The 25,467-nt window shown below is 54.0% G+C and carries 19 protein-coding genes and 1 tRNA gene; 10 read left to right on the top strand and 10 right to left on the bottom strand.

Features of this window, described 5'->3' with window-relative positions; all coding sequences use genetic code 11:
- The first annotated feature begins 25 nt into the window (after nt 1-25).
- The 3 genes from MK110_07105 (at nt 26) to MK110_07095 (ending at nt 4,231) form a co-directional block, all read left to right on the top strand.
- Nucleotides 26-2,257 (top strand): Rv1355c family protein, encoded by a 2,232-nt coding sequence (locus tag MK110_07105; protein MCH2211053.1) that lies wholly within the window; start codon nt 26-28, stop codon nt 2,255-2,257.
- Nucleotides 2,257-3,180 (top strand): cyclic nucleotide-binding domain-containing protein, encoded by a 924-nt coding sequence (locus MK110_07100; protein MCH2211052.1) that lies wholly within the window; start codon nt 2,257-2,259, stop codon nt 3,178-3,180. The genes MK110_07105 and MK110_07100 overlap by 1 nt, the downstream gene beginning before the upstream one ends.
- A 79-nt stretch (nt 3,181-3,259) precedes the next feature.
- Nucleotides 3,260-4,231: a GNAT family N-acetyltransferase gene (locus tag MK110_07095; GenBank protein ID MCH2211051.1), complete on the top strand. Its 972-nt coding sequence runs from the start codon at nt 3,260-3,262 to the stop codon at nt 4,229-4,231.
- A gap of 232 nt (nt 4,232-4,463) precedes the next feature.
- Here the strand turns inward: MK110_07095 and MK110_07090 are convergent, their stop codons facing one another.
- The 9 genes from MK110_07090 to MK110_07050 form a co-directional block, all read right to left on the bottom strand.
- The gene (locus tag MK110_07090; protein MCH2211050.1) at nt 4,464-5,399 is read right to left on the bottom strand and encodes a DUF1559 domain-containing protein; all 936 of its coding nucleotides are present in this window, start codon (nt 5,397-5,399) and stop codon (nt 4,464-4,466) included.
- Between the two features lie 35 nt (nt 5,400-5,434).
- Complete coding sequence (locus MK110_07085) at nt 5,435-7,072, bottom strand: permease (protein MCH2211049.1); 1,638 nt, start codon at nt 7,070-7,072, stop codon at nt 5,435-5,437.
- Entirely contained in the window at nt 7,065-7,709 is a 645-nt protein-coding gene (locus tag MK110_07080) for a hypothetical protein (GenBank protein MCH2211048.1), read from the bottom strand. Before MK110_07080 ends, MK110_07085 begins: the two co-directional genes overlap by 8 nt.
- 5 nt (nt 7,710-7,714) lie before the next feature.
- Entirely contained in the window at nt 7,715-8,680 is a 966-nt protein-coding gene (locus MK110_07075; protein MCH2211047.1) for a MoxR family ATPase, read from the bottom strand.
- A gap of 21 nt (nt 8,681-8,701) precedes the next feature.
- A complete protein-coding gene (locus tag MK110_07070; protein MCH2211046.1) occupies nt 8,702-11,122 on the bottom strand; it encodes a transglutaminase-like domain-containing protein in 2,421 nt (806 codons plus the stop codon).
- On the bottom strand, nt 11,112-12,329 hold the full coding sequence (locus MK110_07065; protein ID MCH2211045.1) for a DUF58 domain-containing protein: 1,218 nt from the start codon (nt 12,327-12,329) through the stop codon (nt 11,112-11,114). Before MK110_07065 ends, MK110_07070 begins: the two co-directional genes overlap by 11 nt.
- A gap of 128 nt (nt 12,330-12,457) precedes the next feature.
- A complete protein-coding gene (locus tag MK110_07060) occupies nt 12,458-12,853 on the bottom strand; it encodes a DUF2946 domain-containing protein (protein ID MCH2211044.1) in 396 nt (131 codons plus the stop codon).
- A gap of 711 nt (nt 12,854-13,564) precedes the next feature.
- On the bottom strand, nt 13,565-14,305 hold the full coding sequence (locus MK110_07055) for a sel1 repeat family protein (protein ID MCH2211043.1): 741 nt from the start codon (nt 14,303-14,305) through the stop codon (nt 13,565-13,567).
- Between the two features lie 344 nt (nt 14,306-14,649).
- A tRNA-Met gene (locus MK110_07050) sits at nt 14,650-14,723 on the bottom strand.
- 917 nt (nt 14,724-15,640) lie between these two features.
- On the opposite strand from MK110_07050, the gene MK110_07045 reads away from it, so the two are divergent.
- The 6 genes from MK110_07045 (at nt 15,641) to MK110_07020 (ending at nt 22,781) form a co-directional block, all read left to right on the top strand.
- Entirely contained in the window at nt 15,641-16,900 is a 1,260-nt protein-coding gene (locus tag MK110_07045; GenBank protein ID MCH2211042.1) for an MFS transporter, read from the top strand.
- 411 nt (nt 16,901-17,311) lie between these two features.
- A complete protein-coding gene (locus MK110_07040) occupies nt 17,312-18,895 on the top strand; it encodes a hypothetical protein (GenBank protein MCH2211041.1) in 1,584 nt (527 codons plus the stop codon).
- A gap of 29 nt (nt 18,896-18,924) precedes the next feature.
- Nucleotides 18,925-19,254 (top strand): hypothetical protein, encoded by a 330-nt coding sequence (locus MK110_07035; GenBank protein MCH2211040.1) that lies wholly within the window; start codon nt 18,925-18,927, stop codon nt 19,252-19,254.
- Between the two features lie 90 nt (nt 19,255-19,344).
- Nucleotides 19,345-20,118: an isochorismatase family protein gene (locus MK110_07030; GenBank protein MCH2211039.1), complete on the top strand. Its 774-nt coding sequence runs from the start codon at nt 19,345-19,347 to the stop codon at nt 20,116-20,118.
- 341 nt (nt 20,119-20,459) lie between these two features.
- Nucleotides 20,460-21,626: a hypothetical protein gene (locus MK110_07025; protein ID MCH2211038.1), complete on the top strand. Its 1,167-nt coding sequence runs from the start codon at nt 20,460-20,462 to the stop codon at nt 21,624-21,626.
- 141 nt (nt 21,627-21,767) lie between these two features.
- Nucleotides 21,768-22,781: a Gfo/Idh/MocA family oxidoreductase gene (locus MK110_07020; GenBank protein MCH2211037.1), complete on the top strand. Its 1,014-nt coding sequence runs from the start codon at nt 21,768-21,770 to the stop codon at nt 22,779-22,781.
- A gap of 393 nt (nt 22,782-23,174) precedes the next feature.
- Here the strand turns inward: MK110_07020 and MK110_07015 are convergent, their stop codons facing one another.
- The gene (locus MK110_07015; protein MCH2211036.1) at nt 23,175-23,849 is read right to left on the bottom strand and encodes a GDSL-type esterase/lipase family protein; all 675 of its coding nucleotides are present in this window, start codon (nt 23,847-23,849) and stop codon (nt 23,175-23,177) included.
- A 248-nt stretch (nt 23,850-24,097) separates the two neighbouring features.
- Between MK110_07015 and MK110_07010 the strand changes: the two genes are divergently transcribed.
- Entirely contained in the window at nt 24,098-25,456 is a 1,359-nt protein-coding gene (locus MK110_07010) for a DUF1501 domain-containing protein (protein MCH2211035.1), read from the top strand.
- Nucleotides 25,457-25,467 lie beyond the last annotated feature (11 nt).

The raw sequence follows: 25,467 nt of genomic DNA, 5'->3' as shown, positions 1-25,467 counted from the left end.
GTGTTGAAGACTGAAGGAGATCAATGTGACCGGTGATGCCGCCTGGAAAACGCTGGTATTCGATCCATCGATTCCGGAAGAACAAAAACAGCTTGCCGATCTCAGAAACAGCGACCAGGTCTGGGCTGTTCATGACACTCTGCTGAATCAACTCCTCGGTCTCGTCGAATCCCGTAACCCACAGGTCCGTCGTCTTCCTGCAGGGCAGCGTCAGCAGACGCTCGAATCTCTTGTCAAAACGTACCTTGACGGCAGGTCAGCAGAACATTGCGGACGCTGGGTTTTTTATCCATGGTCAGGTCAGTTAGTACACCTGCTTGATCCGCATGAATACAGAGAGGTTCGTCTCGATCGAAACAGAAATAAAATCACCTCGAAAGAACAGCGGCAACTGGCAGACAAAACAATTGGTGTTGTGGGACTGTCTGTGGGGAACGCCATTGCCGTCACTCTGGCAATGGAGGGTGTTGGCGGACACTTCAAACTCGCTGATTTTGATCATCTGGAACTCACCAATATGAACCGACTTCGTGCCGGGATTCATGAGCTGGGGCTTCCGAAGGCAGTCCTGGCTGCCCGGCAGATCCTTGAAATCGATCCGTGGATTCAGATCAGTCTGTACACAGACGGCATTCATGCGGGAAACGTCGATTCGTTTCTTTCGGGGGATGCGCAACTTGATTTTCTGATCGAAGAGTGTGACAGCGTAGACATCAAGGTACTGCTGAGGGAGCGTGCCAGGTTTTTGGGGATTCCGGTGCTGATGGAAACCAGTGACCGGGGCATGCTTGATATTGAACGTTTTGATCAGGAACCAGATCGTCCGCTGCTACATGGTCTGTTGCCCCCGATCGACAGTGTTGCTTTGAAATCCCTTTCTGATGAGGAGAAGATTCGACACATCGTGAATTTTGTGGACACTCAGACCGTGTCACCGCGACTGGGTGCATCCATGCTGGAAATCGGGCAGCAAATTGTGACTTGGCCACAACTGGCGTCTGACGTTGTGCTGGGCGGGGCCAGTGTGACCGTGGCTGTGCGACAACTTGCCTTAGGGCACAACCTTTTGTCAGGACGTCGCACCATTGCTTTGCAGGAAAAATTCCGAAAAGCGGAATGGACTGTGCCAAAGACTGCCGGAATACCGGCAAATCGGACGCCGCCGGCCGAACCGCTGCTCAGCCCGTTACTGAAGGACATCATTCGTGAGGGCTGTATGGCACCTTCGGGAGGAAACACTCAGCCGTGGCAGTTTTATGTCGATGGAGACAACATCTGGCTGACCATGCATTCCGAGCGAGCCAAAAGTGTTCTCGATTCGGATCGGACCGCTGCACTGGCCGCATTGGGTGCGTGTCTTGAAAATATGAGAGTGGGCTGCGTTCATCGTGATCATCGTCTGCAGGTGTCGCTGTTGCCTGTTGCTCCCCCAACGTCCGTTGCAGCACAACTTGCTGTAGTGGCTGCTGCAGACGAAGATGACATCCCGCTGAGACGTTTACATGCTTCACTTTATCAGCGTCATACAAATCGCCGTGTTACGAACAGTACTCCGTTAACAGAAATTGAAACAGGTATCCTGACAGAAAGCCTGACGGGAGGCACGGAACAACTGGATTTAATCACCGAACCGCGTGCCCTGGGTCAGCTCGGAGAAATTCTTGGACGCAGTGACCTGATACGAATTCTTAATCCGGAACTGGGACAGGAAATGATGGAAGAACTTCATTTTCAGCCTAGTTCTAGTGTCGACACCGGGATTGCAGTGGAAACATGCGAAGTCTCGGCCACCACGGACGTGGTGCTGCGAATGATGTCTCGGGCGGAGGTGCGACGTGAAGTTGCGGCAACCGGAGGAGGATCACGACTCACGGAACTGACTCGCGATGCTGTTGCAACGTCGTCGGCATTGGGACTTTTGACGCTTTGTGACAGTGACGCAGCAACTGTGATTCAGGGTGGCAGTGCCATGCAGCGCATCTGGCTGGAATCCACTGCACTTAATCTTGGTTTTCAGCCGGTAGGATCGCTGTTATTTATGGCACGGCTGCTCACAACACGGCCGGCAGTCTACGAGGACAGTGAATCTCAGACGGTTGATTTACTGTTCCGGCAGCTACTTGAGTTTTTTCCCAAAGTCGGCGGACGTGTGCCTCTGCTGCTGTTTCGACTTCACCGAAGTCCGGCTGCTTCCTGTCGCAGCGGGCGACTGCCATTCGGTTATTGTGTCAGTTCAGGGCCACCCGGAGACATTTGATGAGTATTCGGATTGGCAAGGCGACGACACCGGCTGAGCTGGATGCTGTCTTTCGACTGCGCCACGATGTTTTTACAGAAGAAGGCATCTTCGATGCTACCGGCTCCGGACGTTTCGTCGATCGTTTCGACGCATTTCCCGGGGTGGTCAACATTGTGGCCCGGGTTGCTGACGAGATTATCGGCACCGTTCGGTTTATGGAATATTCTGAGGCCGGTGCGTCTGCAGATGACTGGTTTGATTTTACACCTTACCTGCCTGCGGACGGTCGGATTGGTTCCGCCGGTCAGCTGGTGGTTCACAAAGATCACCGATCCGTGCCCGGGCTGACGGTCGCTATGATTTCCATGGGATACGCTTGGTGTCTTCAGCGCGAACTGACCCATTTAACGGGCGCAGCCAATCCTGAAATTGCAGGCTTTTTAAAAAAAAGCGGCTGGCAGTTTATTGGTCAGGAGTTTCTGCATCGGCAACGAGGGGTGACGGTTCAGCCGTTGGTTATCAATCTGGATCACCTGAACCCGCGGTTTCAGAATTTTATCCGCAAACAGCATATTGAACATGTGTTTTATGAGTTCGAACGCAGTCTGTTTCGGCGTGGTGAGATGCTGTGTCAGATTGGTGACCGTGCGGACTCTGTGTACGTGGTCGTCGACGGAAAACTGCGTGTTACCAATAGGGAAGGTCGGGAACTGTCGCAGCCCGGCCCCGGTGAGATCGTAGGAGAAATCGCCATACTGACAGATCAGTGTCGCACGGCCAACGTGGAATCGATCCGCGATACGTGGGTGATGATGCTCAGTCGCGAAGCCTTTAATAAGCAGCTTACCGAAAACCCGGGGGCTGCACGGTCTGTGCTGGAGTTACTGGCTCGACGCCTTGCTTCTGCCGATTCTACGTTGAAATCTTCGGAGAATCCGTGAGTCATGTTTGACCAGGGCCATTTCTAACGGAGGCATTGATGCGGCAGACCCAGCGAAGACAAAAGCAGGGGCGTTACTTGTGAAGATTCTCTTTCTTACCGGCTGGCATGGCAAACCGGATGGCGTAAAACCGACCTTCCTCCGACAGCATGGCCACCAGGTGATCGAACCACCACTGGATGACGATGATTTTGCAACCGCCGTACGTATCGCTCAGCAGGCATTCGACGAACATCAGCCTGACGTTGTCGTTGGCTTGTCCCGTGGGGGAGCTGTGGCCATCAACATCGATGTTGACCAGTCACCGCGGGTGTTGATGTGTCCCGGGTGGAACCGTTTTGGGAATGTACAAATCACCGGCAACAGAACCATCATTCTGCATTCAAGATCCGACGATGTGGTGCCGTTTTCCTTTTCAGAACAACTTGTGAAAAACAGCGGGCTGTCTCCGGAGGTGCTGATCGACGTGGGGAAAGACCATTTTTTGTCTGATCCTCAACCACTGCAGGCGATGCTGGAAGCGTGCGAACAACTGGTCCGCGAAACACAACTGACAGACGTTACCGTTTACTACCTCGAAATGTTTGCCCGACCACGGCTGGACATGCGACCACCACGGGAAGGTCTTACTGTACGGCACGTGCCGGCACCGACTGTGACGTACTACCGGTCACTTTATGATGCGGTGGGAAAGGAATACAAATGGCTGAGCCGCCGGAAACTGACTGACCACGATCTGGCAGCTATCCTGGATGACCCGCAGAACGAACTGTATGTACTGCACGTTGATGGAGCACCGGCCGGCTTTGCCGAACTGGATTGTCGCCGGCCACCCGAAGTGGAATTGACGCAGTTCGGTCTGATGTCCGGATTCATCGGCCAGGGACTGGGAACCTGGTTTCTGCAGTGGACGATCGACAGAGTGTGGAACCGTCCGCCTGCACGGTTCTGGCTGCACACCTGCTCGCTGGATCATCCCGCTGCTCTTCCCACTTACCAAAAGGCCGGATTCATTAGGTACAAAGTAGAACAGAATTGCCGGGAACTGTGAGCCGGCCACCGCTGCAACCGGACTTAACTCATCATCAGGATTGACTGAAACCTCGAACCTGTTTCGGGTCGTTTAGAATCCTACAGAACCTAACGTACTTATCCCGACAATCACGATTCGCGACAATTCGTGATTGAAGGGATGATTCCAGACCGAGACCTGCCGCTCGTCTGTGCATGGCCGGTGTTGCTGTCCGACGCACGTTCTTTCAATCCAGCGAAGGAAAAGAGCGTTAAAACTCTCCAATGATTTCTCCTCCTGATCGAGTTGCCAGGGCATTATAAAGCGTTCCGTCAATGTTTTCGCTGATCCCCCGGACCGAGCCGTCACACAGAGCAAACTGAGCCGTTCCATTGTGAGGCGCAGAGAGTCCTTTGTCGTCACCACCCGGCTGATTCGGTCGGAATTGGGTTTCAAACAGCACCATATGTCCATGGTCATCGGCAGGATCATTTACGTCTCGCACTGCCGCCGACCAGGCTGTTTCGAAGACCGCGTGACCACCAGTGGTGGTACCGCCGGGAATGGGACCATTGGTTCGCTCACCAATTGCCAGCGTGTTAGACAGTCCGTCGGCAATGTCACGAACGCGAGTGCTGCTGTTTCGATAGAACACTCCCTGGCTGTTCAATGGCGTGTCATCCAGATTGACGGTTGCATCAGACGGTCCCCAGTTTGCTGCGTAACTGGCTGAGGCATATTGTTCCACAGGACTGCTGGTTTCATCACGCACGACGAAGGTGTTTGCGGAGTACACATCGGAAGGGCACAGGAATACGGGAAGATGCGTCTGTCGTGGACTGAGATTGCCGACGTCCCAGACGGGAATTTTCGCGTTAAACTGATCATAGAGTGCTGTTTGTTCAAGTTGTGGCAGCAGCATTGTTCCCCATGCCAGACCCGCATGATTGGCCTGTTCTTGAGGGGAACCGGAAGGGCCGAATTTATGAATGTAGCCAGGTGGCAGGATGCCGGAAGCCGACTCGTAGTTGTGCATCGCCAGAGCAATCTGCTTCAGATTGTTTTTGCACGTTAAACGGCGTGCCGCTTCACGGGACTGCTGCACCGCGGGAAGCAGTAAAGCAACCAGGATCGCGATGATGGATATCACGACCAACAATTCGATTATAGTAAAACCGCGTAAAGGGCGCTGAATCGAATGTGACATGTTTTTCTCCAGGGGGCAGGGGCCTGTCGGCCGGGTCAGTTTGGTTTTACTGCGACTTGATTAAACTCATCACAGCATTCGCGAAACAGTCGTTCTATATAGGTTTTCATCATCTTCGCATCGTCAAAACGACGACTGGCCATATGGTCTTCCAGTGTCTCGAGTCCGTACAGAAGCTCAGACAGGTTTTCCCGCATCCGGTCTGTCACGCTTTGTCCGCGTATCAGGTTGCTCGTGGGAAGCTTTTCAGCCTGGCGTCGCCACTGGGCGATTCGTCGCTGAAATTCGTTTGTGTCTTCCGCGCGCACTGCGTCATACGCTTCCACCCGGATCATCCGCATCTCATCCATGAGTGTCTCGGGGTCCGGGTAGAACACGTACAGGCCGATGCCTGCCAGAATGACCACTCCTCCCGCACTGATCAGTACCAGTTGTTTGGGTGTCAGGGTTGGGTCCCATGACGGGGCGGTCTTTTCATTGGTATCGCCACTCGGCTGCAGCAGGTGTTCAACGCTGAAGCGATCACCGGTCAGTCTCAATATCAGTCCGGCAGTGAAGATCAGTCCCAGCAGGCACAAACCAACAACTTCGGCCATACCTGCGGTTTCGTGCTTTTGAATCGATTCACGAACTTTCTTCACGACCCATGTGAGTCCCGCTTCATCAGATGAAATTTTGGAAACTCGGGTAAAAGAATCAAAGGCATGAGTGTGATCTTCCATGGTCGCGTTGCCGTGAACGATGGTTCGGTCGGCCGTGAATCCGATAACCAGTGTTGAGCCGATCAGCAGCCCGACAAACAGCATCAGAGGTCGAAAGCCATAGTCACGACGCAGCCAGTTTGCGACTCCCACATTGGCTCCGGCTCCCAATACAATCAGGGCAAAAGCCGCGCCGAGCGAATAACCGTCGCGAACGATATGCCCGAAGTGCATCATGACATCGGTCGGCGTGACGTAGACAGGAATTGCTACCAGTCCCATGATGACAGGTGCAAAAATGTTGTCTCTGGTCATGCCCGTCTGCAGTATGCCGTGTGGCAGGAACGCGCCCAGAAATCCAACGGCCAGCAACGCCAGTCCGTAATCAAACATGGTGGGGCCAAACAACGATCGGGCAGCAGTGTCGCCAACAACGGCGACGCGGTGCAGACTGTGTCGCGGGGGCTGTTCCGGATTGTCCGGAGTCACATCCTTTTGACCTGCGACGCACCAGTTCCAGACCATCCCAATGCCCGTCGAAACCACAAACGTACCGATTGCAAAATAGATCAGGGTGACCGGTTCAATATGACTCAACCCGTAGACAATCGACACGGGATTCAGAACGGGGGCGACCAGTACGAAGCTCAGCACAGTGCCACTGGGAATACCGGCTCGACGCAATTCTCTGGCAACAGGTAAAGCGCCCAGCGAACAAATTGGCAGCAGGACACCGACGCCCCATGCACGCAACGGACCACTCCAGTGTCCCACGCCCAGAATTTTCCGCACTCGTGCGGTGCCCACCATGCCTCGCAGAATCCCCGCCGCCAGCACACCTGCCATAAGAAACGGCGCTGCGGCGACCATGGCGTAGGCGATTCGAAGAACGCCACTCCAGAAGGTTGTGTTGAAGTCGGAAAAAAAACCGATATATCCGACTCCGTCTGCCAGCAGTGGAATCTCATTCACTATGTGTCTCCTTCGAGACGGATTCATCAGTGGATTCAGCTTCAGCAACCGATTCGCGGGTGATCTTGAAGCCGAAGTTCTGTCGTTGTCCACCGAGTTCGATTTTGGGGATGACCACAGAAAATTCAGAATCGTTGGCGAGTTTTTCCGGGAGTTCCATGACGAATTCGGCACTCTCGCCTTCATTCACTGCGATAAAATTAAGGTTATGACTGGTCCATTCCATGCCCTTAATACTTAGCAGGGCTTCGATTTCCGGTTCCTTGATGCAGTAGTCGACGGTTTCTCCGTCTTTGGTTTCTGTCTGCAGAAAACAGTGAATTGTATTATCGGTCAGAGGCAGGACCTCAGCATGAAAGTGAGTTGATCCGTCTTTGTGATGAGTATGTCCGATGGAGACGATACGTCCGCCGTGAAGCGGCTGGCCGTGTCGGTGACCGTGGGAGTGGCCGTGAGAATGGGAACCCTGAATGTCGTCTTCGTGTTCGTGCTCATGATTATCATTGTCCTCGTGTCGGTGCTTATGATCATGAGTGAAGTCTTCATGCATATCTGTGGTTACGGGAACATCCGGACCGGAGCAACCGGACGGGAGCAACACAGACAAAACGCTAGCTGCTACGAATAATTTGTGCATGGTTGTTATTTCTCGGAATAGGTGGGAACAGTCACTGCGTCGAGAACTTCCTGGGTTACACGATGTGCTTCGCGGATTTCCAGTCCCAGACGAACACTCAGAACAGGGGTGATGACATCCAGTACATCATCCGGGGTGACAAAATCACGTCCGGACAAAAATGCGCGGGCCTGAGCTGCTCGCTGCAGAGTCAGAAGGCCTCGAGGACTCAAGCCAAGAGCGATGCTCATGTGTCGACGCGTTTCGGTCGCAATCCGAACAAGGTAATCCTGCACGGTCGTTGTCACCGCAATACTGGTGACACACCTTTGAAGCTGCCGAAGCTGTCCCGGGGCCAGGCAGGGAGTCTTGTCTACTCCACGGTCTTGGTCGGACGAGACGGCTTCCTGCAGCATACGAACCTCATCGTCTGTTGCCGGATAGCCCACACTGAGTTTCATTGCGAAACGGTCGAGCTGCGCCTCAGGCAGCGGATACGTCCCATGTTGATCAATCGGGTTCTGTGTGGCGATTACGAAGAACTCATCGCTCAAATCAAAACGCTGAGTATCGACTGTGACCTGACGTTCGGCCATCGCTTCCAGTAATGCACTCTGGGTGCGCGGAGTGGCCCGGTTGATTTCATCCGCCAGCAGGATTTCGGCAAACACAGGCCCTTTACGAAACTCAAACTCATGGGACTTCTGGTTAAAGATGTTGAACCCGGTGATATCGCTGGGAAGCAGGTCAGGTGTACATTGAGCCCTGGCAAAATGTCCTCCGATCGATTCTGCCAGTGCTTTGGCCAAAGTCGTTTTACCCAGGCCGGGTTTGTCTTCAAGTAACAGATGTCCGCGTGAAAGGAGACACACCAGCACCATTTCGATCACATCGGCCTTGCCTTTCAGTGAGCTGTTCAGTCGCTGGCGTATACCTTCGACTGTCTGCAGGTTTGGGGCGGTTTGTGGTTTTTCTGTGAGATTCGCCGTCATCTTCGTGTCGTCTGCCTGGTTCTAGACCGCGTGGCTCTTATCAGAGTTTGCAGCGGAGCGGTTAAGGATTTTTCTTAGTTCGGTGTAACTCAATTGCCTGGCCAGATCTTCAAGCTCTTTTGTATCAATGCTGTAGCGAGTGCTTCGACGATATTTTGCCTCGTCGGCCAGGTCAACAAGACGCGTCAGGTTCTGCCGCACGGGTGCCAGAACCGGTTGACCTGACCAGCGTCTTAGTGTTGTTCCGGCTTTGCGGGTCATGCCGACAAGGCGAAGTCGGTGATCCACAAGCTGTGCTAACTCGAGAGCTCGACGACGTGGCTGCTTTCGAGACGCAGTTTGCCACCGCCATGTCAGAAGCCGGTCCTGAATTCTATGACGGTTGAACAGGCCGCCTGCTGTTAACGCCGCCAGCAGTACAATCAGTATGACATTATCCGCAGCGAGTTGGCCAACGGTCACTAACAGATTCCACAATCTGGCGGCCAGTCCCAGGGGTGGCTGCAGGATTCCGTATCCAGGCGACGGTTCGATCGTCAGCCACAAGTCCGCTCCCAGAGAGACTTCACACCAGAAGTGAGCGTCTTCTGCGTACACCGGTGTGTGGCGTTTTTTGCTGTCGTAGCGATCCGGACGGGCATAGAAACCACTGACCAGGCGGGCTTGGTAACCGAGCGTTCTGAGCATCACGACAGCAGAACTGGCGAACAGGTATTCGGGACCACGGCGAGTTTGAAACAGAAACTCATTGATCGGGGCGGTTTGATCGGTTGCTTTTGTGTCCCGGTGAATCTTGTAGTTCTGTCGCAGGTATCTCTCGACCTCTGCGATTTGTGTCCAGCCGCGCGGTAACTTATCTGTAAGTTGGACCGCCAGTCTGCGGATCGATTCGATTTTATCAACGTAAGGAAGCGAAACAGACAATTCATTTACGGTTCTAACGCTGTTGTGGCGTGTTATGGAAATCCAATCACTGGCTTCGATTTCTTTACGGTCCACACAACGTGATACAAAATTAATGGACGTCATTGCCGGAACAGAATTACGGTTCAGGGACACAATGCCGTTTTCCCTGACAACGTACATGTCAGAACGATTGACTTCATCAATACTGACACCGACCGGATGGGGAGGGGTTGGGACTGTGTTCCCGTCAAGGTTCGCGTTCTTGATGCTGTGCGTGGCAGTTCCGGAAAACAACTCAAAACCTTTTCCACTCTGAGGGATCCCCAGCCAGAATCGGTCGTCCATTTCTGTCATCTGCAGGCCGTCGACCTGATCGGTGTCGTAGGGGGCCCATTCCACTCCATCAAACAAATCGTAAACTTCCATTCTCAGATGCACAGGTGTTCGACCGGCGACGTAGAACAATGCGTGAGTTTTTAGATCACCGATGGGATCATCGTTCGCCTGCTTTTCGCTCCGCAGCAGAGAAAATTCCCGACCGGCCTGACGAGCCTCTGCCATTTTCCGGTGAATATGTTTCATCATCTCCGGAGGTAGAGCGATGGCCCGCTGTTGGTTTTTGATCTTTTTAGCGGGACCATCAAACTGGTCGTCTAATACGTCGTACAGTGAAGGCTTGACACTGTCCACAAACGGTGCATCTTCAATCGGGGCAAAACTTTTGATGTTCTTGTTGCCGGCGATCAGAGCATCACCGTCGTTGACCCCGCCGCGGGAAAACGGATCGTAGTTTCCCGTGCCTCCCGAGCTGGGCATAAATCCTTCCAGTGCTGTTGTAACGGAATTTGCCCCGAACCCACCGGCGGCAAGCATCGTCAGCAGAGGTAACATTGCGCCGGTTACCAGCCACGTTTTCGGGAGACGTCCCTGATCCGGGGAGACGATGCGACGGTCGACTGTTTCCCACCATGCAGCGACCAGCCAGGTGACTGCTACAACGGCAAACAGAACTGTCAGCGGAAGAAGCCCTGCTGCGTCAGAAATCGTGTAACAGAAAATGGTCATAAACACGGCAATCAGGACCGCCAGTCGCTGAAACTGCAGACGAAATCCACAAACAGCAAGGGCCAGCATCAGGTTGCACTGACTGTGCATCACCAGGATTTCGAAGGCGTGTCCGGTGTCAAAAAACAGCCGCTGAATCGGCTCGCAGATCAGACTGAGACTCGCCACCATGACCAGAATTGGCACGACGACAGAATTTTTTTTCAGCAGTGTGATTCTGCGCCGGAAATAGATCGTGGTTGTGATGACCAGCAGCGTCTGGATGGTGATTTCAAAAATACACCATAATGTGTGACGGTGATCGTCGTGTTCGGTCAGCGTGAAAATAAATGCGGCCAGCAGAGACAGCACAACGCAGATCACGTGAAGTCGAAGACTTGCCGTGATCTCGCTTGCTTGCGGACCGCTGCCGGTTCTTTGCAAAACGCGTTCAGATCGTGACAGTCTTCGGGATACAACCTCAGGAGACATGGCAAACTCTCCGCCATCGTTCAGGAAGATGACTGCCGAGTTCTTCCTCGTCATTAATCGCGATCCACGCGGCAGGATGGTTCGTTCCAACCACGATTTGATGGGGATGGTCGGCTAACGTGCCCTGTTCCGTCGTGACCCGAATCTCGAATCCCGTTCGACGTGAAGGATGCTGAGGTGAATCATTACATGTCGCTGCTGTGGCGAGTTTGTCCATCACCCGACTGAAACTCGACGACGAATTGCCGGCAGCCGACAATTCGGAACCAATGGACAGTTCCACTCGCGCATGCTGCAGATGCAGAGACTCACAAACACTTGCGGCTGCTGTCACACAGGATTCAACGAAACGGTTGTTGGCGTGCAGATGACTGTGGTCCGTGAGGTCGAGCACAACTCGAACGGATGTCACGGCCGGTGCCTGGCGTTCGGTGACAATTAAGGATTGTTGACGCGCTGTTTGAGCCCAGTGGACTCGACGCAATGAGTCACCGTCACGGAACGGACGAGTTCCCATTATATCTCCGAAGTCTCCCACTCGGCGATCGGAAAACTCGTCCTCTGTCGGCTGAGCATCGTTGGCATCGGGCACGCCCTTCAGTCGAACGGTGGCCGGCCAGACTATGATGTTTCCGTCGACGACTGCTTCCTTTTGAGCACGATACAGGCCAAACGGGAAGCCCGTTTCCACCATGGCTGTTTCATTGGGATATAAACCTCGTTTGCGCGGTTCGAATGACCATGAGTATTCAACCGTGGACCAGCCGGGCACTCTTGCCAGCGCGACACCTTCGTCTCCCTCTACGGAAGCATTGCTGGAGAATCCGCGGATCAGTGACAGCCCCCAAACGGGCATCGGCCAGCGATTCTGAATCGCCAGACGTACGATCACAGGTTGGCCGACGCGCGTTCTTGGTACGTCAAACATGACGTTGCAGCGGATCCCTTTAACCGCGATCCACGGCAAGGCAACACCCATTGCAGTGATGAGTAACAGCAGGCCTGTGAGAAAGAAGACGAATGGGTTAAGAAAGATGCCGCACAGCATCGATCCGACAATCGCCAACCCCAGCACAGAGACTGGATTTTTCAGCCAGTAGACGTACCTGTTCGCCCAGGGGCAGAAATCACGCGATAACGCGGAATCCGCCTTTTCAAGCAGGGCGACACTTTTGCGTCCAACTGACACAGACGGGTCAGTTGACATGAAATCCTCAAAGCTCTGACGCGCCACCCATTTTCAATCGCGGAAAGCAGGAGCGCGGCAGTAAAACGACCAAGATCACAACTCAGCATGGGAAGTGCGGAGTCGTGCGTCAATTTTTTAGCGTGACGCTAAGTCGTCGGGGGACCGCGCGACAGTTGCTGTTTAACAAGAACTTCAGCCACTCGGTCTGAGACAATGGAGTCTGTCACTGTTAGGTCAGCTGTTGCTTCGACCTCAACAATCTCAACCACGTCAGGAGTTTGAGCGAGCAGCGAACAGACCGCACAGTGACCGCTGTCGTGTGGACCGTGGTCATGATCCCTGTCTGACGGCGTATAGTGTTTACATCCGGAACGACAGTGAGAAGACGGATTTTCCGCTTCGGTTGAGCAGGCGGAGGATTCGCAGTCGCTTTCCAGATGAAGATGAACCGGTGTTCCGAACAAAACCACAGCCAGACTCAGGATCGCCGACAGGTGACTGAGTCGTTTGGAAAACAAGCTGTTGGTAATGCACACGAACATGGACCACTCTATTACAGCAAGCCTACCATAGTTGGCTTCTGTTTCAACAATTAGCTGAAACTTACCCTGTGCTTTGGACACTACGAACAAACATTTTTACCTGTTGGATGAAATATGACGGGATGGATCAGTCCTCTGATGATTTGCTGAATGACTTTGTTTTTTTTTCGCACTCAGGGAGTGGGGGGGCCAGGAAGGAGTTCGTTCTTAATTCTCAAAGAATGAATGCACAAAATAGCCTTTATGTGCCTAAGTCATTTGAGCAAAGGATTTACGGAAAATGTGTCGTGCTGACGTTTGCACCTGAGATGTTTTGGAAAAGCGATTCCGCAGACTAAACCAGTAAACCGAATGACAACGCTTCGGGACAATTGGTCACGGGTCTGACTCAACCGTGTCCACACACTTTTCGTTTCCGGGCCCGGTTGGCCTTCAAGTTGGAAGTTGATGTCGTGTGACGATCGGGAGCAGGTTAACGTCAGAAAGGCACCGCCAAGAAAACAGCCTGCTGTGGAATATGGTTAGATCGTTTACTCCACCGGCTCAGTCTCGTGGGCCTGGCTGCTGCGGGTCGATACTTGCCGTCTGTGCAATCACCGCTAACGCGGTCCGCTGCTTCAGTGAGTCGTCAGCTGTGGCGGGCCGAAGCGTGAGGTCATTTGGCTTGGTTTGCACTCATCGTGGACCTCGCTTGAAAAGAACCAAATTTCACTAGAGCTCCCGGTTGTCCACCTGCTCAAGCAGTTCGGTCTCTCGCAGCTGACCCTGCTCAAGCTGTTCGGGTGTTAAGGTTTCTTTTGTCTGATCCCGGTGACTGACCGCATCCTCAAGTTGAGCGGCAGCGAGGCACAACCATGCGTAGGCTTCCACAGCATCCTCTGGAGTTCCTTGGCCTTTGGAGTACATCAGACCCAGATTTAACTGCGCCTGGGCATGTTCCTGTTCGGCCGCGCTGCGGTACCATTTGAGTGCCTCAACCTCATCTTTGGTGGCGCCCTCGCCCGAGGAGTACATCGTACCAAGCGTGAATTGCGCCTGGGCATGTCCCTGGTCGGCTGCGCTGCGGTACCATTTGAGTGCCTCAACCTCATCTTTGGTGGCGCCCTCGCCCGAGGAGTACATCTGGCCAACTGTGAACTGGGCTTTGGCAAGTCCCTGATCGGCCGCACGGCGGTACCACTTCAGTGCCTCGACATCATCTATTTGTACACCTCCCTGGCCAATTGTGTACCAAAAACCGATCAGGAACTGAGCGTTAGGATGTCCCTTCTGAGCGGATTCGTATGTCCCAAGATGGTAGGGATCAAACACACCAGACTGTTGGGGTACCGGCTGGGCATTTGCAGGTGCGGCAGCTGGTGGGAAATTTACAGTTGGGGCCGGTTCATCACATCCGGCAACCAGTGGTAAGATGAGCACCGCTCCGAAGATTACAGATGGCTGTGTTCTCATCCGGTCAAGTCCTGCAGATAGGAAGTTTCTAACGAGTCATACTATCGCGAGAAATTTTCCTGCTTACCAGCGACAGGACCAACTGATTGAATGAAGACAATTTTGATATCTGGGGCTGCCGGCCGGACTGATCATTCGAGTAAGCTGCAGTTTGACTCCGGCCCAATGGTCATTGACGGACATTTTGACAGAGTTGATGACCGTCAGTCTGTACGTCAGAAAAATGATTCAACCAGCAGTCCCACGGACGGCACAATGGTCTAACACTCATGATCAATGAACAAGTCATCAAGTGAGCAAAACGAGAAACCCCGGAAAACACTGGGCTTTCCGGGGAACTCGAGTAGCGGTGGAGGGACTCGAACCCCCGACACGCGGATTATGATTCCGCTGCTCTAACCAACTGAGCTACACCGCCGGATTGTTTGACTGACTAACCAGTTTCCGAAATATGAGGCGGCGGAGTTTAGCAGGTTTTTCAGGGCCCTCAACGGCGAGTCCGACAAATGAATCGCTGATTTTCCGGAGAATCCTGGCAACTGTTATTCCGGTAGCACTTCGCTGCCCCCCCCGAAGACAATTGGCTGTCTGACTCACCACCTGTCGAAGTTGTTCGGCAGCAGTGCCTTTACAATGAATGGTAACAAGTGACTGCAGAACATATTGAGCCGGCATTGACCGTTGAGATTCATTGAGTTGCTCTTCAATTCTGTACTGCAGACACATGCCAGTGTCTGCATAGCCACAAGTTTTAAAGAGGCGGATCTCAGCGAAATTCACTCAGATGCACGTTGCTGGGCAGACGTCCAGTCTCATTCAATAGAAGAACCGACAGGACCAGGCAACCGAAGCCTGAGACCCTGAAAGTGAGTCGCTGCATCGGTTGATTCTGCTGAGCTGACACCAGGAACCTGATTGCCAGTGTCTGTCAGAGTAAGCAAGGACGGTACGTCGAGGCGGTCCAAACGATCGATGTCAACGAACTAGTAGTCGAGCGACATAGGTCGCAGAAAGCTGATCTGTTTTGGCTCCGTGTACGGTTGTTCGAAATTATTTGGTGGTGCGGTGTTGTTGATGTCTCAACGCAAAATGAGATACTCCTGCTGAATGGTCGGTCTGATGGCGTCGATCCCTCCGTTGTCGCAGGATTCCTGTGAAAGGTTTGAGAGTGCGGTCGATTTTTGTTTCCAGATTCCGAAGTTTTTCCCGATGTGATCCGTTGCTGTTGATTTGGAGCATTGGTCGCGGTCCGGTTGGATCCTGTTTTCCAGTGATTCCCACGGTGATTCCCACGGTGATTCCCACGGTGATTCCCACGGTGCCGCGGAGACCATTGTGAGTGATGCAGAAGGGACCTCGGCGTCGGCGTTTGCCTATACCAATTTCCGCCACTATGCGACAGCTCGCTTCCTGACCACGTTAGCTGTGCAGATGCAGAGTGTGGCGATCGGCTGGCAGATCTATGAAGCCACCGGTAACCCGCTGGATCTGGGTTTCATCGGACTTGCTCAGTTCCTGCCTTTTGTGGTGCTTGTGTTACCGGCCGGTCAGATTGCGGACCGGGTCAACAGAAAACTGATCCTGTCGCGTTGCTTCGGTGTTGAGACGCTGTGCGCTTTGCTGCTGCTTGCCCGGTCGCTTTTGGAGTTGACTGCCGTATGGCCCGTATTTGCCGTACTTGTGTTGTTTGGTTCCGCACGAGCCTTCGCCATGCCGGCTTCCCAGGCCATCACGCCCAATCTGGTTCCGAGGATTGCTTTTCCAGGTGCTGTGGCCCTGAACTCATCTTTGAGTCACGTGGCTACGATTGCCGGTCCGGCACTGGGCGGACTGCTTTATGTGTTTGGTCCGGAGGTTGTTTACTCGCTGGTGAGCATCATACTTTGTACCTCTGTACTGCTGATGCAGCGGGTTCGTGTGCCTGCGGTCGTACCGTCGACTGAACCGGCAAAACGACAGGCATTGCTGGCGGGGTTGCGGTTTGTACGTGCACGGCCCGTGATTCTGGGAGCCATTTCACTGGACCTGTTTGCAGTGCTGTTTGGCGGGGCCGTGGCCCTGCTTCCGGCATTTGCGCGTGACACTCTGGCAACCGGCCCCGAAGGACTGGGACTGCTGCGGACGGCTCCGGCGATTGGTGCGGGCGTGACGGCCGTTCTGCTGGTTTTTTGTCCCATCGTACGGAATGTCGGTCGGTGGCTGTTTGCGGGTGTTGCGGTATTCGGTGTCTCCATTGTGGTGTTTGGTCTGTCGAAGTCGTTTCCGTTGTCTATGCTGGCTCTGATTACGATGGGCGCCGGTGACATGGTAAGCGTTTATATTCGACATATGCTGATCCAGCTGGAGACGCCGGACGCCATCCGCGGGCGTGTCAGCGCTGTGAGCTCCGTATTCATTGGCGCTTCCAACGAACTTGGAGAATTCGAGTCCGGGGTCACTGCGGCATGGTGGGGGATCGTTCCCGCCGCGGTTGTGGGGGGGACGACGACTCTGGTCATCACGATACTGTGGAGCAGGTTGTTCCCTTCTTTATGGACCATGACCGAACTCCCCGGTTCTGTGCAGGATGATCACAACGATCCTCAGTCTGAGTAGTGCCGTCATCAGCACGATTTGTGAACGGTCGATCGAAACCGGCTGTGGCAGAAATTCATTTCAACAGTGATGACAATCCTGCGTGTGGCATTGGAAAACGGTGACCGGAGTCGATTCGTTTTGCGTGAATGGGTTGATGTTACTGTCGGCGTTATCTGTATTGTTTACCGAACGGGAACACGGGACTGTGGACGGATGACGGGATTGCTGCGACGTTCCTGCACTGTGGGAATGGCAGACGGATCAAAAGGAGGGCAGCGAGGCCGCTCTGATCATACGATGAACGGAATTTTTTGATTAAACTTACGGTGCCGGTACCGCTTGTTTTCTGGGCCGGCCACACGAAGATCTGACTCCGGCGGCCGTATCAGTGCGGGCAGCGGCGACTGAATCGAATACAGGAATGACATGATGCGGTTCTCACGACGTGAATGGATGAAGACGACCGGTGCCATCGGAATGGCGGCTGCGGGGGGTGGTTTGGTGTTTGCTGCTGATCGTGAACAGTCGACGAACATAGCCTCGCGACGCGAATTATTTGTTGAAGATTCTCTCATAGCACGAATCACCGGTGGGGGGCAGCTCGCACTGCATCAGCCGGAACCGCGAGAAGTTTCACTGGTCACCGACCGTTCCTGGGAAGGGGCAACCTGCGCCTATATGAAAGTCTTTCGAGACGGTGACATCTACCGGATGTATTACCGTGGCAGTGACGTCATTTACACCGAGGACGGCTATGTGAATCCTCATCCTGAAACCGCCTGCTACGCGGAAAGTACGGACGGTATTCACTGGACACGGCCGAATCTGGGACTGTTTGAATTCGAGGGCTCGAAGAACAACAACATTATCTGGAAGGGCGTCGGGAGTCATAATTTCGCTCCGTTTCTGGATGAACGTCCTGAATGTCCCGCAGAGGAAAAATTCAAAGCGCTTGCCGGAGATTACAAAAAAGGGCTGCAGGCCTTCGTTTCTGCGGACGGTGTGGCATTTAAGCCGGTTCAGCAGAAACCCGTCATTGCGAAAGGTGCATTCGATTCCCTGAACCTTGCGTTCTGGGACTCAGAAGCTGGCGTTTATCGCGAATTCCACCGCGACTTCCGGGACGGTCGTGACATTCGCACCGGCACGTCCGACGACTTCGTGCACTGGACAGATCCGGAGTTTCTCAGCTACCGCGTGCACCGTCATCGCAGTGAGTCCGCCGATGCTTCACCCGTGAAGGACGGGGACCCGGATAACAGGCTTCCCGGCCGCGTCAGTCAGCTCTACACCAATCAGGTCATCCCGTACTATCGAGCACCGCACGTTTACCTCGGATTCCCAACGCGTTACATCGATCGAGGCTGGACGTGGGCGGCCACACAACTGCCGCAATATGACTATCGAAAACTCCGGGGTGCGAAGCATCAGCGCGAGGGAACTGCGGTGACCGATGGTATGTTCATGGCCAGCCGCGACGCTAAAGAGTTTTATGTGTGGCCGGAGTCGTTCATCCGTCCGGGCCTGCGGAAAACCCAAAGCTGGTTCTACGGGGATACCTACCAGAACCATGGTCTGGTTGAAACAAAGTCTCACATCGAAGACGCTCCCCCGGAACTGTCGGTCTATGTCAGCGAGAACTCACATCAGCACCATCCAGGACAGTTCCGACGGTACGTGCTGCGAATCGACGGCTTTGTGTCGATGCATGCACCACTTGCCGGCGGGGAGCTGGTCACCACACCCGTTCGATATGAAGGAAATCGGCTGTCGCTGAATGTTTCTACGTCCGCAGCGGGCAGTGTAAAGGTGGAGATTCAGAATCCGGACGGGAGTCCTGTACCGGGGTATAGTCTTGCCGAGTCCCATGAACTGTATGGGGATTCCTTGAATATGGTGGCAGCTTGGAAAGACATGAACGCTGACGTTGGTGCACTGGCCGGTCAGTCGGTGCGGTTGAGGTTTGTTGTGCGCGACGGGGATGTGTTCTCATATCGATTTGAGCAGGTATAGCTGTGTGAATGACCACGCGGAGGCTTCTGATGCAGGAAGGGTTTAACGGCGTAGCCACAGATATCTGTCAGGCCGTGGACCTGCAACGTGAGGCCGGAAACAAGAACGTCTCATGCTGGTCCCGCAGGGATGTGACCGGCACCAACCTTGGCAGGCCGTCATTTTCTTTTCCAGGGGGGAAGCGTCGGGTTGTTGGCATGCGGATGCAGATATCCGGACGCGGTCAGATCCCCTTGCCGATGTCACAGGAGATCATTCCGTTGAAGTCGGTCGGAAAACAGCAAACCGACATTCGGAAACATTGGTCGGTGTATGGCATCTGCTTTGTTGTCGCTGCCAGCCGACTCAAATGTGCTTGATGAATCCAGGCCCGTCATTCACACCTTCTTACTTTCTGTCAATATTCGGGTTTCGATGATACTCTTTGGCTTGTTGTACCAACGACTCCTGTGGATCGAACATCTGCTCTGCGGGACAACGAAAACCTGATGAATAGCGAGAATTCATTTATTATGTCGGAAAACAACGGCCTTAATTTCGGATCATCTGAACTGTCACTGCCCGATGAACTGCGTGGTCCGCTGATCCGGCATCTTGATGATCTCCGGCAGCGATATTTGCAGCAGGACTGGGGGCACCGTGTTGGATTTGGTTCACGGCCGGCGTTGATTGTGATTGACCTGGCCGTGTACTGGACCCGCTCACAGCATCAGATGGGGACACAGGCCGACTCAGTTGTTGAGGCCACCTGCAGAGTTCTGGCGGAAGCCAGAGACGCCGGCATCCCGATTTTTTTTACTTCACTCGCTTTAGATCCGGCCGATCCACCCAGTCCTCAGAATAAAAAGCTTTTCATGGACCTGAAACCGGAGGACACGGCTCTGCTTGAACTGGATGAACGACTGCAGCGACGACCATCCGAGAAACTGATTCTGAAACGATATGCTTCGTGTTTTAAAGGAACGAATCTGCACGAGATGCTGACTTCACTGGGAGTCGACACACTGATTGTGACCGGATTGAGCACCAGTCACTGCGTGTATGCCACGTGTCGGGATGCTGTCGACAGCTTTCGTGTGATCGTTCCTCGTGAAGCGGTTGGCGAACGATGTGAGATCATGCACCGGGTCAATTTACTGGATATCGACATTGATCTGGGCGACGTGATGCCGGTTGATGAAGTGGCGGCTCACCTGCAGGGCTCGGCGGCCGCGGAGAAATGACGGAAAATCGAATTTCGTGAGGAGTTCATTGAGTGGCCGTCAGTGTTTCGTGGGCAGGGCCGGTTACGACGGCTCTGACTGAGGAAACAAGGCACTCAATCGATCTCGTGTCCTTTTTTAGCAGGTTGGCGGGAGTCTCAGTCGACTGCATGGAAGCTGGTGATGTTGATTTGTGACTGCAGTTGTTCTGTCAAAACACGCTGCCTGGTATATCGGTCGGGATCACGGATATAGTTAGGACCCATTCCACTGAACGTTGTCCTACGGGTGACCGTCAATCCGGAGCGTTTTGTGAACCGTTGGGTTCCCGTCATCAGGCACCTGCAGCCTTTGGTATGAGTATGAAGATTCAGTCTGTCAGAGTTCGTCACGCCGACCGATCGATATGGGGCCATTTGGCAGAGCGGGAAAAGACACTGCCGCTGGTCACACCGCTTGATATCTATCCCGAATTCCAGGAAGCCCGCGGCTCATGGTTTTGGGATTCCGGAATGGCGGTTGTTGAGATCGAAACCAGCGATGGAATTTGCGGTGTCGGCTGGTGTGAAGACGGATGCCGTGCAGTCGGTCTGGTGGTCGAAAATCATCTGCAGCGACTGCTGATCGGACAGGATCCCTGCGAAGTCGAAGGGATCTGGGACCGACTTTACCGAGGCACATTGCCGTACGGTCGCAAGGGGGCTGCTCTGCAGGCCATCAGCGCTATTGATATTGCTCTGTGGGATCTTCTGGGTAAGGCTTCAGGCAGGCCGGTCTATGAATTGCTGGGCGGACCTGTGCATCCGTCGGTTCCGGTCTACGCGTCTGCTCTCCATCCGGTTGGTCATGAGAAAGTTCGGGAGGAAGCCCAGGCGTATGTGAAAGAGGGCTATCGTGCCATGAAGATGCGTTTTCCATTTGGACCGGGCAATGGTGTCGAAGGAATGAAAGCGAATGAAGAACACGTTGCCAATGTGCGTGCTGCTGTGGGTGATGATATTGAAATCATGGCGGATGCTTACATGGGCTGGGACTTTCTGTATGCCAAGAAGATGTGCCGTCGGTTGGAGAAGTACAATCTGGCCTGGATTGAAGAGCCTTTTGTGCCTGATGATCTGAACAGTTACGCCAAACTTCGCCAGGAAACGAGTACGCCGATTTCAGGTGGTGAGCACGAGTACACTCGCTACGGTTTTCAGGACATTATCGATCGCCAGGCCATGGACATCATACAGCCGGACCTGCGTCGCTGTGGCGGTTTTACGGAAGGGCGTCGGATCGCGGCTCAGGCGGTTGCCGCCGGAATCACACTGATCCCGCATGCTTACGGCATTACGCATCTGCATTTGGCGATGGCGTTTCCGGCGATCCCGATGATTGAGTACTTTCCGCTGCCGTGCTGGGATGAGTTGCCGGAAGTCGACGTGCAGCCCATTTTTCACGGGGAACCGGTCCCGTCAGGCGGTGAAGTTTCTTTAGAGCGGCGTCCTGGTCTGGGTGTGGAGATCAATGACGACATCTTTGGCTGAGTATTGAGTATGTAGTGTGCCCGGAATCATTTTGAATTCCGGCGATGAGACCTGACCGAACAGCGGCTGTGGTGGTCGGAGCGACCTGTAAACTTGACGGCTGCCGGTCCGGCAGCCGTCCTGAATCTGAATTTTGCGAACATGCCCAACGAAGTGAAGAACAGCAAACACCGGATGCTGATCGTCGGTACCGGTTCCATCGGTGAACGTCATCTGCGTTGTTATCTGGAGACCGGGCGAGCGGAACCTGGTATCTGTGAAATTGATGCTGATCTGAGAAACGCCGTTGCAGATCGTTACCAGGTACAGTCTCAGTTTAGTGATGTGCAGGAAGCCTTGACAGAGTCCTGGGACGTCGTGCTCGTTGCATCTCCCGCACATACTCATATTCCAATCGCTTTACAGGCGTGTCAGTCTGGCTGCAATGTGATCATCGAAAAACCACTGTCGACTTCACTGGACGGAATCGAGCAACTCCGGCAACTGATTACACAGAAGAATCTGATCGCCGCCGTCAGCTATAATTTGCGGTCCAGTCCACTGGTGAGGGAGATGAAGGCAGCGCTCGATTCCGGCCGGTTCGGCAAACCGCTTCAGCTCTACATGACTTCAGGGCAGAATTTCGCTTATTACCGTCCGGCATATCGCGATACTTATTTTTCGGACCATCGGACAGGCGGAGGGGGTATCCAGGATTCGATCACGCACATGCTGAATCTGGCGGAATGGCTGGTGGGCCCCATGACTCGAATTTCAGTCGATGCCGGCCACCAGAAACTGGAGGGTGTGACGGTGGAAGACACGGTGCACATTTTGGCACGGCACGATACGGTGATGGCCAGTTATGCTCTGAATATGTATCAGCATCCAAACCATGGGCAGCTCACCGTCGTTTGTGAAAACGGAACCGTGCAGTTCCAGGCATCCGAAGATCGCTGGCGATTCATGAACGAACCCGACGGGCAGTGGCATGAATCAGTCCACAGACGTGAAGGCCGTGACGCCATGTACATCAGGAACGCCGAAGTTATGCTGGACGTGCTGGAACGGAAGTACGCACCACTGTGCAGCCTGGAGGACGCGTTACAGACGCTGCGTGTCAATCTGGCTGCACTGCGGTCAGCAGATACGCACAGTTGGCAGGATGTCTCGTGATGAGATTCCCTTCCGCAGACAGGTCTGCCCGGCTCGCAGTACTGCGACTGCCGTGACGTCAGAATGTCCGCAATGAAACAGGAAGCGGATTTCAGTGACCAGTCGTCCGGATCACCGCGATGATTATAGCTTCTGTGAAGTCTTCTGTTGATGGTTTCAGAATTCGGTAGACGGATCGTTGTGTTTTCAGATGGTAACGTGATCTGTACACCGCAAGCCGGTTCAGTGACGCCGTGGCTGCCGGTGACATGAGTACAGCGCGGTCGGATTACCGTGTTGGGCATCCGTTGGAGGCAACGAGGCGACAGGTCAGTTTGCAGACATACAGCTGGAACGGTTGTCAAATGAAGGCAATGATAAAATCATAAAAGCGGGTGCGACCTCACTCACGACTCACAACTTTGCGAAGATCCCGGCTGTGCGGAGGGCGTTGGCGACACGTTCGGCCATCAGACGATAGCCGTCGTCGTTGGGGTGGATCTTGTCAGAGAGCAGCTTGGGATTGTTCGTGATACCGTCAAGGATGTTGGACACGTAGAGCACACCGTGGGCCTCGCAGAGTTGCCCGCAGCGTTTGCTGCGGGAGGGGGTGAGCGGAACATCGATTCCGGTGAAAACGACAAAATGACCGGTGCCGGTTAATTCACTAAAGATCCTGGTGAGGTTCTGCTTTGTGTCCTGCCAGTTGACACGGCGGAGAATGTCATTGCCACCCAGAGTAACGATCACAATGCCGAACTGCTGGTTGTTGAAGTGGCTGAGTTTATCGACACCGTCTTTGCTGGTGTCGCCGGATAGGCCCTGGTTGGTGACTTCGGTGTTGAGTATTTCGCCAAGTTGGGCCGGATAGCTGGTGACATTGTGGTCGGAGGCGCCGACGCCCCTGACAAGGCTGTCACCGAAGCAGCAGATTGTCAGGTTGCGGGGCGGGTTGTTGGCGAGCGGCGGGGACCCGCAACTACAGGCCAGCACCAGAAACAGCGGACCAAGTTTCATTGCTGCATCCAAATGTAAACAAATAAACAAAACACAGATGGCCGCATGGGTGCCCGGTCCGGCTAAAACCACACTATTGATCGCAGATTGTCACTTATTTAAGGGTCGTTGGTTGCTGATCTCCTCAGATATGCACCAGGAAACGCGGAAATCGCTACAGGGCTTGAGTTGACACTGTATTCTTTAGACAATCAGAGCCGACTGTATTTCTAAAGTGGTCCAGGATGAATGTTACCGACTGGTCTGAGTTTGCAGTGCTTTGTCCGGACGCAAATGGCTGATTGACTATCAACGGTACAATTGTTGGTTAAGGAACCGTCATGTTGACGATCCAGGGGTCTGACCTGAAGTTATGCGACGGCGTCGCCAGACGGTCGGTTCTGCAGATTGGTGCGTTGGGAATGGGGGGGATCAGTCTGCCTCAGTTGCTCGAGGCTGAATCAGCAGCCGGTGCGGGCTCGTCACACAAATCTGTCATCATGGTTTTTCTGACAGGGGGACCACCGCATCAGGACATGGTTGACCTGAAGCCGGAGGCTCCCGTTGAATATCGCGGAGAATTTTCTCCGATTCGTACTAATGTGGCCGGAGTTGACTTTTGCGAATATATGCCGTTACTGGCTCAACGCATGGATCAGCTGGCAGTAATTCGGTCACTGGTTGGCTCAGAAGGTCGCCATTCTGCCTATCAGTGCCTGCACGGTCATCCAACACTGAACCAGCCACCAGGAGGATGGCCGTGTTTCGGTTCCGCCGTTTCAAAGCTGCAGGGCCTGGTCAATCATGAAGTGCCGGCCGCTGTGAGTTTGCAGCCTAAGATGGGGAATTCCGGATGGTCACAGCCGGGACAACCTGGTTTCGCAGGCATGCGTCATGCGCCATTTGCTGCCAATGCTCCGGGCAGCAGTCACATGGTTTTGCAGGGAATCACTCACAAGACCCTGCGTGATCGTCGGTCGCTTCTGCGAAACATGGAGTCGTTGCGCAGACAGCTGCACACGAATGACCTGATTGACGGCATGGGGTCTTTTTACAAACAAGCTTTCGAAATCCTCACATCCGGCAGACTGGTGGAAGCCCTGGATGTTGAAAAAGAAGACCCTGTTGTGCGTGAGCGTTATGGTTACGGATCAAAAGAACCGGCCGGTTACGGCGATGCAGGCTGGCTGCGAAATGAGGACTTCCTGGTGGCACGCCGTCTGGTGGAAGCGGGGGCTCGGGTTGTGACACTGTCGTTCGGTCGCTGGGACTGGCATGGTCAGCCGCATGGCACGAACTTTGACAATGCGCGGGATCACATTCCGGCCTTGGATCGGGCTCTCTCCGCGCTTCTGGACGACCTTAAGGAACGTAGTCTTGACCGTGACACTTCGGTTGTTGTCTGGGGCGAATTTGGCCGCACACCAAAGATCAACCCTGGGGGAGGCCGCGATCACTGGCCGCAGGTTGGCTGCGCGTTGCTGGCAGGTGGCGGAATCCGAACCGGTCAGGTGATTGGTGCGACCAACGCGCGAGCAGAACATGCGACAGATCGACCTGTACACTTTCAGGAAATCTTCGCGACCCTGTATCACAACCTCGGAATTAACACCGATCACGATACGATCCAGGACCTGACGGGACGGCCACAGTATCTGGTCGATCATTCGCTGTATCGGGCATTGCCGGAACTGGTTTGACGTCTCTCTGA

Source organism: Fuerstiella sp., assembly GCA_022447225.1.
Classification (GTDB): domain Bacteria; phylum Planctomycetota; class Planctomycetia; order Planctomycetales; family Planctomycetaceae; genus S139-18.
The sequence above is the reverse complement of the archived record's forward strand: the minus strand, read 5'-3'. Positions and strand labels throughout refer to the sequence as shown.

What these genes read in the sequence shown, in the direction of transcription:
- MK110_07070 (MCH2211046.1), bottom strand. Translation starts at nt 11,122, where the DNA reads ATGTCTCCTGAGGTTGTATCCCGAAGACTGTCACGATCTGAACGCGTT.
- MK110_07055 (MCH2211043.1), bottom strand. Translation starts at nt 14,305, where the DNA reads ATGAGAACACAGCCATCTGTAATCTTCGGAGCGGTGCTCATCTTACCA.
- MK110_07100 (MCH2211052.1), top strand. Translation starts at nt 2,257, where the DNA reads ATGAGTATTCGGATTGGCAAGGCGACGACACCGGCTGAGCTGGATGCT.
- MK110_07080 (MCH2211048.1), bottom strand. Translation starts at nt 7,709, where the DNA reads ATGCACAAATTATTCGTAGCAGCTAGCGTTTTGTCTGTGTTGCTCCCG.
- MK110_07060 (MCH2211044.1), bottom strand. Translation starts at nt 12,853, where the DNA reads ATGTTCGTGTGCATTACCAACAGCTTGTTTTCCAAACGACTCAGTCAC.
- MK110_07065 (MCH2211045.1), bottom strand. Translation starts at nt 12,329, where the DNA reads ATGTCAACTGACCCGTCTGTGTCAGTTGGACGCAAAAGTGTCGCCCTG.
- MK110_07090 (MCH2211050.1), bottom strand. Translation starts at nt 5,399, where the DNA reads ATGTCACATTCGATTCAGCGCCCTTTACGCGGTTTTACTATAATCGAA.
- MK110_07075 (MCH2211047.1), bottom strand. Translation starts at nt 8,680, where the DNA reads ATGACGGCGAATCTCACAGAAAAACCACAAACCGCCCCAAACCTGCAG.
- MK110_07035 (MCH2211040.1), top strand. Translation starts at nt 18,925, where the DNA reads ATGCAGGAAGGGTTTAACGGCGTAGCCACAGATATCTGTCAGGCCGTG.
- MK110_07040 (MCH2211041.1), top strand. Translation starts at nt 17,312, where the DNA reads ATGCGGTTCTCACGACGTGAATGGATGAAGACGACCGGTGCCATCGGA.
- MK110_07010 (MCH2211035.1), top strand. Translation starts at nt 24,098, where the DNA reads ATGTTGACGATCCAGGGGTCTGACCTGAAGTTATGCGACGGCGTCGCC.
- MK110_07025 (MCH2211038.1), top strand. Translation starts at nt 20,460, where the DNA reads ATGAAGATTCAGTCTGTCAGAGTTCGTCACGCCGACCGATCGATATGG.
- MK110_07020 (MCH2211037.1), top strand. Translation starts at nt 21,768, where the DNA reads ATGCCCAACGAAGTGAAGAACAGCAAACACCGGATGCTGATCGTCGGT.